Genomic DNA, 15,183 nt, shown 5'->3' with positions numbered 1-15,183 from the left:
TAATGTTTGAAGAGTGATAATAAGTAAAAAGTATCTACTGTGTTATTAAAAATCAATTTAAATTCAAAATTAAAGTAATTTTATGAAAGTTAACAATTTAACTAGCAGGTTAAGAATTACAAAGTTAAAAATTATGATATAGTTTTTAACTTTCACATTTTATTTAAACATTAGCAAGTGTATTTCGTATTGTTTAAATAGCGATGAAATAGTTCAGAACAGATTAAAAAAATCTTAATTTACTAGTATATATAGGAGGATAAAGAATAAGATGATAACTTTTGAAACCCAATTAAAAAAACTTAAGTATTTAGTATTAAAAGAAGTAGCAGCTATGACAAAAGAAAACAGACTTACAAAAAGAGAATTAGAAAAAGTTCCTATGAAAGTAATACAGGGTGATAAAGCTCAATATAGATGTTGTGTATATAAAGAAAGAGCAGTAGTTTTTGAAAGAGCTCAATTAGCTGCAGGTTTTTTACCTAATGGTGATACTATAAATAATTTATCTATACCTGAAGATGATAAACAGATAATGTACGTGTTACCAGCAGCTTGTGATAAATGTCCTATAGATAAATATACAGTTACAGATGCATGTAGAGGATGTATCCAACATAAATGTATGGAAGTATGTCCAGCAAATGCTATAACTAGGGTAGCAGGAAGTGCATATATAAATCAAGAACTTTGTAAAGAATGCGGAATGTGTAGGAAATCATGTCCATATGGTGCTATAGCTGAGGTTATGAGACCATGTAAAAGAGTATGCCCTACAGGTGCATTGGAAATTAATTCAGATAACAAAATGGCAATGATTGAAAAAGAAGAGTGTATAAATTGTGGAGCTTGTATGGCAGCATGTCCTTTTGGAGCAATATCAGATAAAAGCTACATTAAAGATGTGACTAATGTATTAGTTAACAACAAGAAGGTTTATGCAGTAGTGGCTCCAGCTATAAGTGGACAATTTGGACCAAAAGTAACAGTGGGACAGATTAAAAATGCCTTTAAGAAAATAGGATTTGAAGATATGATAGAAGCAGCATGCGGAGCAGATGCTGTAACTGTACATGAAGCTAATGAATTTGTTGAAAGAATGGAAGAAGGACAAAAATATATGACAAATTCATGTTGCCCAGGGTTTATGAATTATATTGAAAAGAAATTCCCAGATCAGGTTGAAAAAATTTCTGGTACAGTTTCACCTATGGTTGCTGCAGCAAGAATGCTAAAAAGCATTGATAAAGAGGCGTTAGTAGTATTTGTAGGACCATGTACAGCTAAAAAGACAGAAATTCAAAGAGAAAGCATAAAAGATGCAGTGGATTATGTTTTGACTTTTGAAGAAATAGCTGCTTTAATGGGAGCTTTTGAAATAGATCCTGAGAATTGTGAAGATACTTTAGTAGAAGATGCTTCATGCTTTGGAAGAGGTTTTGCTCAAGGTGGTGGCCTTACAGCAGCAATACAAAATTATGTAGCGGATAAGGGTATTAAGGAAGAATTTAAACCAGTAAAAGCTAGTGGTATGGATGAAATAAAGAGATCTATGACTATGGCTAAGGTTGGAAAGCTTCCAGGAAACTTTATAGAAGGAATGATGTGTGAAGGTGGATGTATAGGTGGACCAGCTACTATGGTTTCAATTATGAGGTCCAAACCACAACTTTCAAAATTTAGTGGACAATCTTCTAAAAAGTCAGTACTTTCAAATGAAGAATTAAATAAGTTTGAAAATGTAAATTTAGAAAGATAATCTAATTAGTATTAAAAGCAGCTTTAAATGCAAATAGCATTTAGGGCTGCTTATTTCGTTTACTTTTTTCAAGTTAATTGATAATATATAATAAATGTTTATTATATATAGAATTAAGGTGAAAGTATGTTTGAAGATTTCCCTAGGAAAATTTTAAATAAAATTAAACAATATAAGTCATATATTGTTTTAAGTATAATATTTATATTTCTAATTTATTCAGCATATGAATATTATAGTAAGTATTTTTTCTTGTTTAAGGACCCTAATAAAATAAAACACATAATAATGTCTTATGGAAAGTACAGTATTATGGTATTTTTTATGCTTCAGGTTATACAGGTTGTAGCATTTTTTATTCCGGGAGAAATTGTGCAAATTGCAGGAGGATATATATATGGAACAATAGGTGGAAGTATTATATCTTTATTAGGAATAACTGCTGGAAGTATGATTGTGTTTTGGATTTCTCATTTTTGTGGTAAGCCTCTAATAGATAAAATAATATCTAATAAGGATACAAATTTTTTTAAAAGAATTTTAAATTTGGGTCATATGAATTTTGTGGTTTTTTTGTTGTATTTGATACCAGGCATACCTAAAGATGTATTAGCGTATATATGCGGCGTTTCAAATGTGACTTTTAAAGATTTTATGATATATTCTACATTAGGAAGGATTCCAGGAATATTTATATCTGCATATTTTGGTGCTAAAATTGGTTCTGGTAATAAAACCATATTGATACTTATAGCTGTTGTTATGACTTTATTATTTGCTATAGGAGTATTTAAAGGTGAGATATTAGTAAAGAAAATTATTAAACGTAGTTCCTTTAGAAATGGGAAATAGATTATATTTATCTATTTCCCATTTTTATTTTTAATATATATTATTTTTAAAAGCAAGCTTCCTATAAGTGTAATTAAAATTATTAAAATAGCACAATGAAAAAAATATTTTTCAGGCAAAATGTTAATTACCGGGTCTTTATTAGGATCAAATAACCAATAGTTATTTTTAAAGACTGTTTCATGAAAAAAGTTAAAGCTTTTGTTGAAATTTACATAAAACGGTATCCAGGTAAATAAGCATATAAATAAAAGTAAGTTGAATGCCCAGTTGAAAATAGAAAAAAGTTTATATTTATAAGCATATAAAATACCTAAAATACTTATTGTAGTAAAAATAAAGAACATAGAGTTTAATTTGCTAAATAGATTTTTAACTTCTAAAAAATGAATTTTACCTTCATTAGAAGATGTAAGGGTTGGTATATTAAATGTTTCGTTTTTTGGACCATTTATATAATCTATTAAATAATCATAAGTAATTTGTATTTCCTTTTTTGATAACGAGGTACTATTTTCTATATTTAAATGATTTATATCGAAATAATAAAGATATTTAAAGTTTAAAGTAGTCTTTATAGAAAACAATAATATGAATATGGATATGGAAATAGAAAATATAATTTTAAAGTATGTGCTTAGCTTCATAATAAAAATCCTCCTGGGGGTTTTTATTTAGTTTTCAAGTATAACTAAAATTATTGATTTATATTGTGTATTATAACCTGATAAGTAAAAAATAACAATAATAAGCAGGGGTATAATTTAGAAATTATTTTGAATAATTAGTATATTGATGAAATGTTTAGAAAAAAGGCGAAATACTTATCTATAGCGTGATTATTTGATTATTTTACAGTAAATAATTTAATAAGTATGAAATTGAAATTTGAAAATATAGACATTATTCATTATTATAATAATTGTGTTAGCACTCAAATGAAGTGAGTGCTAATAATAAAAGCTAATTAATTATATAAAATAAATTAAAAGTAATTTAAGGAGGGGTTTAAATGAACATTAGACCACTTGGAGACAGAGTCGTTATTAAAAGATTAGAGGCAGAAGAAACTACAAAAAGCGGAATAGTTTTACCAGGAGCAGCAAAGGAAAAACCACAAGAAGCTGAAATTGTGGCTGTAGGACCTGGCGGAGTAGTTAATGGAAAAGAAGTTAAAATGGAAGTTAAAGTTGGAGAGAAAGTTTTATTCTCCAAATATGCAGGAAACGAAATTAAAATGGATGGTGTTGAATACACTATTTTAAAACAAGATGACATATTAGCAGTAATAGAATAATTGTATAGGAGGTTTTAATATGGCAAAAAGTATTTTATTTAGTGAAGAAGCAAGAAGAGCAATGCAGGCAGGGGTAGATAAGCTTGCTAATACTGTAAAAGTTACACTTGGACCAAAAGGAAGAAACGTTATATTAGATAAAAAATTTGGCTCACCACTTATAACTAATGATGGTGTTACTATAGCTAAAGAAATAGAATTAGAAGATGCATATGAAAATATGGGAGCACAATTAGTTAAAGAAGTTGCTACAAAGACAAATGATGTAGCAGGAGATGGAACTACTACAGCAACATTACTTGCACAAGCAATTATAAGAGAAGGATTAAAAAATGTTACAGCTGGTACTAATCCAATACTTATAAGACAAGGTATAAGAATGGCTGTTAATAAAGCTGTTGAAGAAATAAAGAAAAGTTCAAAAACAGTTAACGGAAAAGAAGATATAGCAAGAGTTGCTGCAATATCAGCTGCTGATGAAGAAATAGGTAAGCTTATAGCTGACGCTATGGAAAAAGTAGGCAACGAAGGTGTTATAACTGTTGAAGAATCAAAAACTATGGGAACTGAATTAGACGTTGTTGAAGGTATGCAGTTTGACAGAGGATATGTAAGCCCATATATGGTTACAGATACAGAAAAGATGGAAGCTAACATAGAAGATGCATATATATTAATTACTGATAAGAAAATATCAAATATTCAGGATATATTACCAGTACTTGAACAAATAGTTCAACAGGGTAAAAAATTATTAATCTTAGGTGAAGATGTAGAAGGAGAAGCATTAGCAACTTTAGTTGTTAATAAGCTAAGAGGAACTTTTACTTGTGTAGCTGTTAAAGCTCCAGGTTTTGGTGACAGAAGAAAAGAAATGCTTCAAGATATAGCTATACTTACTGGTGGAGAAGTAATATCTGAAGAATTAGGAAGAGAATTAAAAGATACTACAATAGAAATGCTTGGAAGAGCTGAATCAGTTAAAATCACTAAAGAAAATACTACAATAGTAAATGGAAAAGGTGATAAGACTGCTATTCATGATAGAGTATCTCAAATAAAGAAACAAATAGAAGAAACTACATCAGATTTTGATAGAGAAAAATTACAGGAAAGACTTGCAAAACTTGCTGGTGGAGTAGCTGTAATCAAAGTTGGTGCTGCAACTGAAACAGAATTAAAGGAAAGAAAATTAAGAATAGAAGATGCACTAGCTGCAACAAAAGCTGCTGTTGAAGAAGGAATCGTTGCTGGTGGTGGAACAGCATATATTAATGCAATTCCAGAAGTAGCAAAACTTACTTCAGATGTTTATGATATAAAAGTAGGTATTGATATAATAACAAAAGCTCTTGAAGAACCAGTAAGACAAATAGCTACAAATGCGGGAGTTGAAGGTTCAGTTATAATTGAAAAAGTTAAAGCTAATGAAGCTGGAGTAGGATATGATGCTTTACATGATACTTATGTAAACATGTTAAAAGTAGGTATAGTTGACCCAACTAAGGTTACAAGATCAGCACTTCAAAATGCTGCATCAGTAGCTTCTACATTCTTAACTACAGAAGCTGCAGTAGCTGATATTCCAGAAAAGAACAATGCACCAATGCCAGGTGGAGCACCAGGAATGGGAATGGACGGAATGTACTAAAATTAAGTCAAAAATAATAATCAGATTGTTCATAAACCCAGCACTTTTAAAGTGATGGGTTTAACTTTTACTTTTTATTCCATAAGCTTTCATAATCAACGTTATCTAAAGATTTTATAATTTTATCAGCAGCATCCTCATAAATGTTTTCAAGAGAAAATAATAAATTTTTCATTTCTTCCCTTGTAGTTTTTTTATCTTCAGGGCAAAGACTTTTTATTACAGGCAAATTTAAATCTTTAACAAGCTTTTCTATTAAAGGTTCTCTTAAATATATCATAGGTCTTATTATATTCATCTTGTTGTCTTCATGATATATGTTAGGATGAAAGACACCTAACTTGCCAACTTTTAGTACATTCATAAAGAGAGTTTCTATTACATCATCTGTGTTGTGGCCTAAAGCTATTTTATTAATATTATTAGCTTTTGCAACTCTTACTAAAGCGCCTTTCCTTAATTTAGAACATAGAGAACAAGGACTTTTTTCCTTCCTTTCTTCAAAAATTACTTCAGCTATATTAGTCTTTTCTATAATTATAGGTATTTCATTTTCATTACAAAAGTTTATTAAAGGAGATATGTCCATTCCAAGCCCCATATCTATATTAACTCCCATAAGGCTAAAGTCTTTTATATGGGTCTGCTGAATTAGTTTAAGACAGAAAAGTAGAAATACACTGTCTTTACCTCCAGAGAGGCCTACAGCTACTCTGTCACCGCTTTCAATCATATTGAATTTAGATATAGACTGTATAATTTTTTTTAAAAACATTCTATTGTATTTTCTTTCAAAATTTATCATATGTAAGTAAAGCTCCTTTTCATACTAATTCATTTTATCAAGCATATTGTTATTATTGAAATGCAGTTATATTATACATAATACTAATTATAATAGGAAGCTTTTTTAGTTAAGAGTTAATAATGAATAACTAATAGTTTTGTAAGTATTGGAAGTTTGATAATGATAGGATTAAAGGAAAAATAAAAAAAGATTGAATTCTTTTTTTATCATTTATTTTCAGTGAAGCAATTTTTACAGTTTTCTTTGAAAACGAAATATTATTTTTTTACTTTATTTTATGAATTTTGTAGAATTTTATTATGAAAACGTATATATATGTGTTAAAACATCCCGATTTTAAAATAAAATAATTGACAAAGGTATAAAAATTGAATAAAATAATGTAAATAGTTCAAATAATATAGATTAATAAGTTGCAATTTTATTAATATATGAAACAAAAGTTTCATTCGACTCATATATCCCCTGGATATGGCAGGGAGTATCTACCGGAAGCCGTAAATTTCCGACTATGGGTGAGGTTATTGTGTATAAACATATTAATTTCACTCTTTGGTGATTTAATGTGTTTTTTTTTACAAAAAATCTAAAAATATTTAATGATTTGTTTATTAATTATTGTTTATAATATAAGAGGGAGTTGATTTAGAATGGGAAAAATTTTAAAACAAGCATATACTTTTGATGATGTACTATTAGTTCCAAATAAATCAGAGGTGTTGCCAAGAGAGGTTTCTTTGACTACTAATTTGACTAAGAAGATAAAATTAAATATACCACTTATGAGTGCTGGTATGGATACTGTTACTAACTCTAAAATGGCTATAGCTATGGCAAGAGAAGGCGGAATAGGTATTATACATAAGAATATGAGTATAGAAGAGCAGGCTATGGAAGTAGATAGAGTAAAAAGACAGGAAAACGGAGTAATAACAGATCCATTTTCTCTTTCACCAGATAACAGCATAGAGGATGCATTATCACTTATGAGTAAGTATAGAATATCAGGTGTTCCAATTACTGTAGCTGGAAAACTCGTTGGAATAATAACAAATAGAGATATTGTGTTTGAAACAGAGTATTCTAGAAAAATAAGTGAAGTAATGACTAAAGAAAATTTAATAACTGCCCCAGAAGATACTACTATAGAAGAAGCAAAGGAACTATTAAAAAATCATAGGATAGAAAAACTTCCATTGGTAGATAAGGACAATAATCTAATAGGACTTATAACTATAAAAGACATTGAGAAAGTTAAAAAATTTCCTAATAGTGCAAAGGATGCAAGAGGAAGACTTTTATGTGGAGCATCAGTAGGGGTTACTGCTGATATGTTAGAACGTGTTGCAGCTTTAGTTAAGGTTGGAGTAGATGTTGTAAATTTAGATACAGCTCATGGACATTCTAAGGGAGTTATGGATTCTGTTAAATTAATAAAGGAAAACTATCCTGATCTTCAAGTTATTGCAGGAAATGTTGCAACAGCTGAAGCAACAAGAGATCTTATTCTTGCAGGAGCAGATTGTGTTAAGGTTGGTATAGGACCTGGTTCTATATGTACTACAAGAGTTGTATCTGGTGTTGGAGTACCTCAGCTTACTGCAGTAATGGATTGTGCAGAGGAAGCAAAGAAATATGGAGTTCCAATTATTGCAGATGGTGGTATAAAATATTCAGGAGATGTAGTAAAAGCATTATCAGCTGGAGCAAAAGTTGCCATGATGGGATCAATGCTTGCTGGATGTGACGAAGCACCAGGAGAAACTGAAATATATCAAGGAAGAAGCTATAAAGTATACAGAGGAATGGGATCATTAGCTGCCATGGCTTGTGGAAGTAAAGATAGATATTTCCAAGAAGGAAATAAGAAATTAGTTCCAGAAGGTGTTGAAGGAAGAGTTCCTTATAAGGGATATGTAGCAGACACTATATTCCAACTTTTAGGTGGAATACGTTCAGGTATGGGATATTTAGGAGCTAGAACTTTAACTGAGTTAGATGAAAATGCTACATTTGTAGTACAGACATCAGCAGGACTTAGAGAAAGTCATCCACATGATATATCAATAACTAAAGAAGCACCAAACTATAGTGTTAATCAATAAAATTTAATAGTTTACAGTTAAAGTTAAGAATTGTAGCTTACAATTCTTAATTTTAATTAAAATATTTGGAGGTAATTATGCAAAGAGAATTAGTTCTTGTAGTTGACTTTGGTGGTCAATACAATCAAACAATAGCTAGAAGAGTAAGAGAAAATAATGTTTATTGTGAGATAATACCTTATACATATACAATAGATAAAATAAAAGAAAAAAATCCTAAGGGCATAATTTTTACAGGTGGACCTAACAGTGTTTATGGCGAAGGTGCTCCAAGAATAGATAAAGAAATATTTAACTTAGGGGTTCCTGTACTTGGAATATGTTATGGAGAACAGCTTATAGCATATACTTTAGGTGGAAAAGTTGAAAGTCCAGATGTAAGAGAATATGGAAAAGCAAATGTAAAATTAAATAATAAATCTGCATTATTTGATGGAATGGATGAAGAGCAAAGCTGCTGGATGAGTCATACGGATTATGTATCTCATGCTCCAGAAGGATTTAATGTAATAGCTACTACAAGCCAATGTCCTGTAGCTGCTATGGAGAATCCTGATAAGAAAATATACGGAGTTCAGTTCCATCCAGAAGTAGAGCATACTCCTTTTGGTAAAAAGATGTTTTCAAATTTCCTATTTAAAGTTTGTAATTTAAAGGGAGATTGGTCAATGACTTCTTTTGCAGAAGAGCAGATTAAAGGTATAAAAGAAAAGGTTGGCGACAAGAAAGTTATATGTGCTTTATCTGGTGGAGTTGATTCATCTGTTGCCGCTGTACTTGTTCATAAAGCTATTGGAAAACAACTTACATGTATATTTGTAGATCATGGTCTTCTTAGAAAAGATGAAGGAGATCAAGTTGAATCAATATTTAAGAAACAATTTGATATGAATTTAATAAGGGTAAATGCTAAAGATAGATTTTTAGGAAGGCTTGCAGGTGTAAGTGATCCTGAAAGAAAGAGAAAGATCATAGGCGAAGAGTTTATAAGAGTGTTTGAAGAAGAAGCAAATAAGCTTGGAGAGATAAGTTTCCTTGTTCAAGGAACTATATATCCAGATGTAGTTGAAAGTGGGACTAATACTTCTGCTACAATAAAAAGCCATCACAATGTTGGTGGACTTCCAGAAGACATGCAATTTAAACTAATAGAGCCTTTAAGAGAACTATTTAAGGATGAAGTAAGAGCTGTTGGAGAAGAACTTGGAATTCCTCATAAATTAGTTTGGAGACAGCCTTTCCCAGGACCTGGGCTTGCAATAAGAGTTCTTGGAGAAATAACAGAAGAAAAGTTGGAAATAACAAGAGAAGCAGATGCTATCTTCAGAGAAGAAATAGCTAATGCAGGATTGGATGAAAAGATATGGCAGTACTTTGCATGCCTACCAAATATTCAATCTGTAGGAGTTATGGGAGATGAAAGAACTTATTGCCATACAGTAGCTTTAAGAGCAGTAACATCTTCTGATGCAATGACTTCTGACTGGGCAAGAATACCTTACGAAGTTTTAGACAAAGTAAGCAGAAGAATTGTTAACGAAGTTAAAGGAGTAAACAGAATTGTTTACGACGTAACTTCAAAACCACCTGCTACTATTGAGTGGGAATAGCAGTTACAGATAGGTATGTCAATGGCTTAACAAAATAGAGATAAAAATATATATGAAAAAAGTGTTTATGATATTTCTTAAATTAACAGAATATCATAAGCACTTTTTTATGTTTTTTGTGCTTAAAAAGAGGGTGTTTTAGAAGTAAAGCGTGGAGAAATCGTGGGGTGTTCATAATTGGAAAAAACTTAATAAGGAGAAGAAGTAGTATAATGAAATTTATGAACAATTTATACAACAACTAAAAATTAAAGGCAAAGCACAAAAAAACAATTAGTTCAATTTTAGTATGATTAATAGTAACTTCTAGAGTAATTCCTTTATTTGCTATATAATTGGATTAATGATGTAGTAATTATTGTGAGTTAAAGAATATTTAAATTCTGCTTGGAGGATTTTGAATGATATATAACAAGGAAATGGAAAGTTATTTAAATATAAGTTCTAAATTAAATGAATCTAGTAGTAGCATAAATTTATACATATTGCGAGGAGTAAATTGTGATGGTGAACCTTACTTTTATTTAAAAAATAACTGCTGTAATTTAATTGATAACGATAATGTAAAATTCACTGAAGAAATGCTTACTAAATTAGAATGGGATTGTAATGAAATATATATAAACGATTCAGAAGATATTATATGTTTGTTACAAACTGCATTATTTACAGTAAAGTTAATAAAAACTATTTTAAAGACTCAGTATTCTTCTCAATCATTTGATATTGTTATGAGTCTTGATGATGGAAAGGAGTTTGAGGTCTTACCATCTGCAACTATACGATTTTATGCCATTCGCAATAATTATTATTATATTTCTCATGATAAGTTAAACTTAGAAAGTTTTTCACAACCAATTTTGATTGAATCAGTAAAGGTGAAATGATGTAATATTGTAATGAATCCATGTTGGATTTAAAAAAGACATAAATGATTATGAGTATACTAATTTTATTTGGTATAATTGTACTCGCATGTAACCAATAAATTATAAGTTTTTGGGGACAAACACGTGGAGGAATCAAATGGAAAAAATATTGATTGTAGAAGATGATAAAGATATCAGAGATATATTAAAAATCTATTTAAAAGCTGAATCCTTTGAAGCATGGGAAGCAGAAAATGGTAAAGAGGCTTTTGAAATTCTTGAAAATAGAGAGCCAGACTTAGTTATTTTGGATTTAATGCTGCCAGATACAAGTGGGCTTAATATTTGTAAAAATATACGAACCAAATATAAGTACCCTATAATAATGCTCACTGCCAAAACAGCAGATCAAGATAAAATAATAGGTCTTACTTATGGTGCAGATGATTATATTACTAAACCTTTTAATCCACTGGAAGTTATGGCAAGAGTTAAAGCTCAGCTTAGACGATACAAGGAGTATGGAGAAAACACCAAAGAAGATAGCACCATATATTATAAAGGTTTAATTTTAGACAGAAAAAGTAGACAGGCTAATTTAAATGGAAAGGAGCTAAAGTTGACACCTACAGAATTTAATCTTCTTGAAATATTGCTATTAAATAGAGGACAAGTTCTAAGTGGGGAAAAGTTGTTTCATTTGCTTAGAGAGGATGAATACTATTCGAAATCTACAAATACAGTAACAGTTCATATTAGAAATTTAAGAGAAAAAATGGAAGAATCTTTTGAACATCCTGAATATATAAAAACTGTATGGGGGGTAGGTTATATCATTGAAGCGTAAAAAATGGAAATGGAATTATTATATTTTAGCTTTTCTCATATTTATAATTTTAATGTTCCTCATTGATTTAAAATTTGAAGGATTAGTAGCAGAATATTTCCAAAATCAAATATTATTTGACAGCGAAAAAGTATTGTTTTTAGGAGTGGAGCGTTCTAAAGGTATTTTCTACTGGCCGCGGCTTAAAGATATATTAACATTCATAGCTGTTTTGGGTTTTATTCTTTTAGAAATAGTTGTTTACGTTACAACAAAATACTCACAAAATAAAGAACGGAAAATGACAATAGATGAGTTAGAACAACGTATATCTTTATTAATAAAAGGAGAAGTTCCACAAAAAGTTCAGGAGTTAAAAATCATTGATTCAGAAATAAGTAATCTTATGCATGAGAATGACCTTGTAAAGCAGGAAATCTCACTAGAGATGAGCAAAAAAAATGACCTTGTAACTTATTTAGCACATGACTTAAAGACTCCCCTTACAAGCATTATTGGCTATCTCACAATTTTAGATGAATCTGAAATACCGGAAGATGTGCGTAGAGATTATATTAAAAAACTTTTGAAAAAAGCCTATAGATTGGAAGATTTAACGAATCAGTTTTTTGATATTACTCGCTTTAATCTTCAGCAAATTCCTTTGAATAAAAGTTTATTAGATGCAGATTTTTTCTTAGAGCAGTTGACAGAAGAACTATATCCTATGCTTCGTGATAAAAACTTAAAATTTGATATAAATCTGCCTCCTAATACGAAACTTTACGTTGATGGATCACTATTTGCCAGGGTACTTAACAACTTATTAAAGAATGCTATAGCATATAGTCATAAGGATTCTATCATAAAAATAAAGGTCAAAGTTGGGAAATACAGTACACAGTTATTTCTAGAAAATGATGGTGATGTAATAAGTGAGCAGGAATTAAAACTTATATTTGAAAAGTTTTATAGAAGAGATCAGTCAAGAAGTCAATCAGCTGGAGCAGGACTAGGGCTTGCTATTGCAAGAGAAATTATAGAAAGACATCAGGGATCAATAGAGGCAGAAAGTAAGAGTGGACATACTACATTTACTATCACTTTACTTAATGCATAATAAATATGGTGAATTTATATATATTTTCCTTAATAAAATCTTTATAATTGCTAAATAATTTATGAATAAACCTTTCTTTTATCTTAGTTATACTTAGGATAAAAGAAAGGTTTTTTATTATATAACCTTCTTAGAGATGGACTAAGAGGTTATTTCATAATGCGTATTTATAAATTTTGAGGAGGAAGAAACATGAAGTTAACAATTTACGATCTTTCTAAGGAGTTTAAAGATTTAAAGGCTGCCAGTAATATAAATCTTGAATTTACTCCAGGGATTTGGGGACTTTTAGGACCAAATGGTGCAGGGAAAACTACATTAATGAGAATGTTGGTTGGTAATATAAAGCCAAGTAGTGGAAAAATAATGCTTAATGATGTAAATATTGGTGAACTTAATGGTAAATATTTAGATAAAATAGGATATTTGCCTCAGCAATTTGGATATGATAAAAATCAGTCAGTGGAAGATTTTCTTCATTACATTGGAGTTTTAAAAGGTATTAATAAAGAGTTAAGAAATGAAAGAATAAGTGAATTATTGAGTCAATTTAATTTATTGGAAGTTAGAAAGAAAAAGGTGGATAAGCTCTCAGGAGGTATGAAGCGTAGAGTTGGAATATGTCAAGCTATGTTAAATAATCCTGATATTTTAATAGTAGATGAGCCTACTGCTGGTTTAGATATTGAAGAGAGAAGAAGATTCCGTCAATACTTAACCACAATAAGTAAAGAAAAAATTGTTATTTTGTCTACACATATTGTTTCAGACATTGAATTTATTGCTAATTATCTTGTACTCATGGAAAAAGGTAAAGTAATCGCAGAGGGAGAAAGTCGTTCTCTAATTGAAACACTTGATGGTAACGTATTTGAAACAGTTGTTCCAGAAAGAGATATGGCAGAGGTAGAAAAAGAATATAGGATTATGAATTTCCGAAATGAAGATAAGGGACAGGTTGCAATTCGTTATATTGCAGATGTTCCTTTGCCAAATAGTAAATTAGTTTCACCTTCTCTTAATGATTTTTATCTTTCAAAAGTGAAGGAGGTATAAAAATGGATGTATTTTTTCAAGAGTTAAAAAGACAGCTTAGCTTTAAAAGACTGCTGACATATATTTTAATTTCAATTATGCTGGCAGGATTATGGGCTTGGTTTATTGTAGGGGGAGCCACTGAAGATTTTATGCAGACAGGATGTTACAAAGGCTATAAAGGCAAATCGGCAATAGAAGCAGCAGCTAACGATAGAAATGTTACTGCAGGAGAAATGACTGAAGATAAATTTCAAAGGGGATGTGATGCATTACTTCACTCATTAAAGGGCGAGAAAGATAGTGACATTGTGATGAGTAAAGATTTATTGAAACATGCTGTTTATGCTGATGTCTTAGTTGTGCAGGAGTTAAGACTTAGAAATATGAGAGGAGAATCTACAAAGGATCTTTTGCATATTCCTAAGGATGCGGGAAAGCATTTTTATAAAAATGAAGACTTATATTATCGTAATTATATTGATAAAAATGCACATAACCAAAGTGAAAAGACATTAGCTCTTTCAACTTGGCATAAGGTGAAAAAACCTTATATTTATTACAGTGGATTTAAACAATGGGATGAAGGAATTGGACACATGATGATTTTTTCATTTGTGCTTATGGTTATGGTGGGAATTTTTGCAGGTTCTATTATAGCAAGGGATAAAGAAAATGGAATGGATGAAATTATAAAAGCTACAATGAAAGGTAGAAAAAGTCTTATTGCAGCAAAGATTGTTATACCTTTGATTATGGCATCTATTGTCTATCTTTGTGGAGTGGGTGTTTATGTTATACTTCTTAGTCAGTCGTTACCTCACAATGCTTTAAATACATCAATACAGGTTTCGGGCAAAAGTTTTTTTCACTACAATGAAGGGGAATTAATAAAAAAATTATTTGGTTTTGGAGCAGTAGGAATTTTAACTATAGCAAGTTTTGCTACATGGATTTCGTCTATAGTTAAAAAATCATCAAGAGCCATTGAGCTTTGTGTATTGACAATATTAGGGGCTTTTCTTTTCGGCATATTTATCAATATGAACGCTCCTGTTATTGATGCAATTAAGATATTGTTACCAGGAGGAGTAGTATTTTCATATCTAGAATTTGTAGAATTATCAAAGTTTCCCATGACAACAATTTTGGGAAAAGTTTTTTGGATGCCGTCAATTTTACTTATGGTGAGCGGAATTACATTCTTACTTAGTACAGTATTCACAGCATTAAACTATAGAAGGAGGTAAA

The 15,183-nt window shown here is 30.2% G+C and carries 13 protein-coding genes and 1 riboswitch; of the genes, 11 read left to right on the top strand and 2 right to left on the bottom strand.

Translation table 11 applies throughout. From position 1 onward, the window contains the following. Positions 1 to 271 precede the first annotated feature (271 nt). Entirely contained in the window at positions 272 to 1,759 is a 1,488-nt protein-coding gene (locus tag Q6H37_RS27035; RefSeq protein ID WP_318737960.1) for a 4Fe-4S dicluster domain-containing protein, read from the top strand. Positions 1,760 to 1,885: 126 nt separating this feature from the next. Beyond that, positions 1,886 to 2,611: a TVP38/TMEM64 family protein gene (locus tag Q6H37_RS27030; protein WP_318737959.1), complete on the top strand. Its 726-nt coding sequence runs from the start codon at positions 1,886 to 1,888 to the stop codon at positions 2,609 to 2,611. Between the two features lie 11 nt (positions 2,612 to 2,622). Here the strand turns inward: Q6H37_RS27030 and Q6H37_RS27025 are convergent, their stop codons facing one another. After that, positions 2,623 to 3,258: a TIGR01906 family membrane protein gene (locus tag Q6H37_RS27025; protein ID WP_318737958.1), complete on the bottom strand. Its 636-nt coding sequence runs from the start codon at positions 3,256 to 3,258 to the stop codon at positions 2,623 to 2,625. A gap of 365 nt (positions 3,259 to 3,623) precedes the next feature. On the opposite strand from Q6H37_RS27025, the gene groES reads away from it, so the two are divergent. After that, positions 3,624 to 3,908, top strand: coding sequence for a co-chaperone GroES (groES, locus tag Q6H37_RS27020; RefSeq protein WP_007061534.1), 285 nt, complete (start codon positions 3,624 to 3,626; stop codon positions 3,906 to 3,908). Positions 3,909 to 3,927: 19 nt separating this feature from the next. Beyond that, entirely contained in the window at positions 3,928 to 5,559 is a 1,632-nt protein-coding gene (gene groL, locus Q6H37_RS27015; RefSeq protein WP_007061535.1) for a chaperonin GroEL, read from the top strand. A gap of 67 nt (positions 5,560 to 5,626) precedes the next feature. Here the strand turns inward: groL and Q6H37_RS27010 are convergent, their stop codons facing one another. Further along, on the bottom strand, positions 5,627 to 6,364 hold the full coding sequence (locus Q6H37_RS27010; protein WP_318737957.1) for a tRNA 2-thiocytidine biosynthesis TtcA family protein: 738 nt from the start codon (positions 6,362 to 6,364) through the stop codon (positions 5,627 to 5,629). A gap of 437 nt (positions 6,365 to 6,801) precedes the next feature. Next, positions 6,802 to 6,899: riboswitch (purine riboswitch) on the top strand. Between the two features lie 118 nt (positions 6,900 to 7,017). Between Q6H37_RS27010 and guaB the strand changes: the two genes are divergently transcribed. The 7 genes from guaB (at position 7,018) to Q6H37_RS26975 (ending at position 15,182) form a co-directional block, all read left to right on the top strand. After that, complete coding sequence (gene guaB / locus Q6H37_RS27005) at positions 7,018 to 8,472, top strand: IMP dehydrogenase (protein ID WP_318737956.1); 1,455 nt, start codon at positions 7,018 to 7,020, stop codon at positions 8,470 to 8,472. Between the two features lie 77 nt (positions 8,473 to 8,549). Then, on the top strand, positions 8,550 to 10,082 hold the full coding sequence (guaA, locus tag Q6H37_RS27000) for a glutamine-hydrolyzing GMP synthase (protein WP_318737955.1): 1,533 nt from the start codon (positions 8,550 to 8,552) through the stop codon (positions 10,080 to 10,082). 401 nt (positions 10,083 to 10,483) lie between these two features. After that, the gene (locus Q6H37_RS26995) at positions 10,484 to 10,969 is read left to right on the top strand and encodes a hypothetical protein (RefSeq protein WP_318737954.1); all 486 of its coding nucleotides are present in this window, start codon (positions 10,484 to 10,486) and stop codon (positions 10,967 to 10,969) included. Positions 10,970 to 11,108: 139 nt separating this feature from the next. Next, on the top strand, positions 11,109 to 11,798 hold the full coding sequence (locus Q6H37_RS26990) for a response regulator transcription factor (RefSeq protein WP_318737953.1): 690 nt from the start codon (positions 11,109 to 11,111) through the stop codon (positions 11,796 to 11,798). Continuing rightward, a complete protein-coding gene (locus Q6H37_RS26985; RefSeq protein WP_318737952.1) occupies positions 11,788 to 12,897 on the top strand; it encodes a HAMP domain-containing sensor histidine kinase in 1,110 nt (369 codons plus the stop codon). Before Q6H37_RS26990 ends, Q6H37_RS26985 begins: the two co-directional genes overlap by 11 nt. 192 nt (positions 12,898 to 13,089) lie before the next feature. After that, positions 13,090 to 13,953, top strand: coding sequence for an ABC transporter ATP-binding protein (locus Q6H37_RS26980; protein ID WP_318737951.1), 864 nt, complete (start codon positions 13,090 to 13,092; stop codon positions 13,951 to 13,953). Positions 13,954 to 13,955: 2 nt separating this feature from the next. Further along, the gene (locus Q6H37_RS26975; RefSeq protein ID WP_318737950.1) at positions 13,956 to 15,182 is read left to right on the top strand and encodes an ABC transporter permease; all 1,227 of its coding nucleotides are present in this window, start codon (positions 13,956 to 13,958) and stop codon (positions 15,180 to 15,182) included. Position 15,183: the final 1 nt, after the last annotated feature.

The organism is Clostridium sp. JS66 (assembly GCF_033561535.1).
Taxonomy (GTDB): Bacteria; Bacillota; Clostridia; order Clostridiales; family Clostridiaceae; genus Clostridium_AM; species Clostridium_AM carboxidivorans.
This window is presented reverse-complemented; position numbering and strand designations above follow the sequence as displayed.

Bases quoted from the DNA above. Each gene is read 5' to 3' on its own strand.
- Q6H37_RS27035 (WP_318737960.1), top strand. From the start codon at position 272: ATGATAACTTTTGAAACCCAATTAAAAAAACTTAAGTATTTAGTATTA.
- Q6H37_RS27030 (WP_318737959.1), top strand. From the start codon at position 1,886: ATGTTTGAAGATTTCCCTAGGAAAATTTTAAATAAAATTAAACAATAT.
- Q6H37_RS27025 (WP_318737958.1), bottom strand. From the start codon at position 3,258: ATGAAGCTAAGCACATACTTTAAAATTATATTTTCTATTTCCATATCC.
- groES (WP_007061534.1), top strand. From the start codon at position 3,624: ATGAACATTAGACCACTTGGAGACAGAGTCGTTATTAAAAGATTAGAG.
- groL (WP_007061535.1), top strand. From the start codon at position 3,928: ATGGCAAAAAGTATTTTATTTAGTGAAGAAGCAAGAAGAGCAATGCAG.
- Q6H37_RS27010 (WP_318737957.1), bottom strand. From the start codon at position 6,364: ATGATAAATTTTGAAAGAAAATACAATAGAATGTTTTTAAAAAAAATT.
- guaB (WP_318737956.1), top strand. From the start codon at position 7,018: ATGGGAAAAATTTTAAAACAAGCATATACTTTTGATGATGTACTATTA.
- guaA (WP_318737955.1), top strand. From the start codon at position 8,550: ATGCAAAGAGAATTAGTTCTTGTAGTTGACTTTGGTGGTCAATACAAT.
- Q6H37_RS26995 (WP_318737954.1), top strand. From the start codon at position 10,484: ATGATATATAACAAGGAAATGGAAAGTTATTTAAATATAAGTTCTAAA.
- Q6H37_RS26990 (WP_318737953.1), top strand. From the start codon at position 11,109: ATGGAAAAAATATTGATTGTAGAAGATGATAAAGATATCAGAGATATA.
- Q6H37_RS26980 (WP_318737951.1), top strand. From the start codon at position 13,090: ATGAAGTTAACAATTTACGATCTTTCTAAGGAGTTTAAAGATTTAAAG.
- Q6H37_RS26975 (WP_318737950.1), top strand. From the start codon at position 13,956: ATGGATGTATTTTTTCAAGAGTTAAAAAGACAGCTTAGCTTTAAAAGA.